This window comes from Janibacter sp. CFPM2_SD2 (assembly GCF_057364645.1).
Map to the genome: position 1 here is coordinate 1 of NZ_JBNFOF010000420.1, position 525 is coordinate 525.

1 pseudogene is annotated in these 525 nt (G+C 79.0%); it reads left to right on the top strand.

The features are described from left to right. Positions 1-110: 110 nt before the first annotated feature. Positions 111-525: pseudogene (locus AC2W7J_RS18735) on the top strand (hypothetical protein); the annotation flags it as partial.

The following is a 525-nucleotide window of genomic DNA, read 5'->3' on the forward strand; positions in this document are numbered from 1 at the left end:
CTGCTCCACGGGGTGGCCGTGGCACCGGCTCGCCGTCGTCGTGCGCGGCTCCTCGCGGCAGGCGACGCTGCGCCGGGTCCTCGTTGCTCGCGGCGTGCCCGTGCAGGGCGATGCCCACCGGGTGCCGGTGCGCGACGAGCCGGCGGCACGGCCGCTGCTCCAGCTGCTCGCGTCCGCGGTCGACCTCGCCCGCGGACGGGTTCGAGGCGCTCGAGTCGGCGCTGCTCGACCTCGTCGACGCCGTCATCGCCGCCGACACCGTCGCCGTGCGCCGGCTGCGCCGGGTGCTGCGCCACGAGGAGCTGCTCGCCGGTGGCACGCGCACGAGCGGCGAGCTGCTCGGCGAGCTCGTCCTCGACCCCCGAGCGGCTGGCCCACCTCGGCGAGGACGTCGCCCCGCTGCACCGGCTCGCCGTGGCCCTCGCCGCGGGCCGGGCGGCCGCCGTCACGAGCGAGACGGGGGTGGCGCCCCGGGGGTCTCCGCCGAGTCGGTGCTCTGGGCGCTCTGGCAGGCCCTCGGCGTCG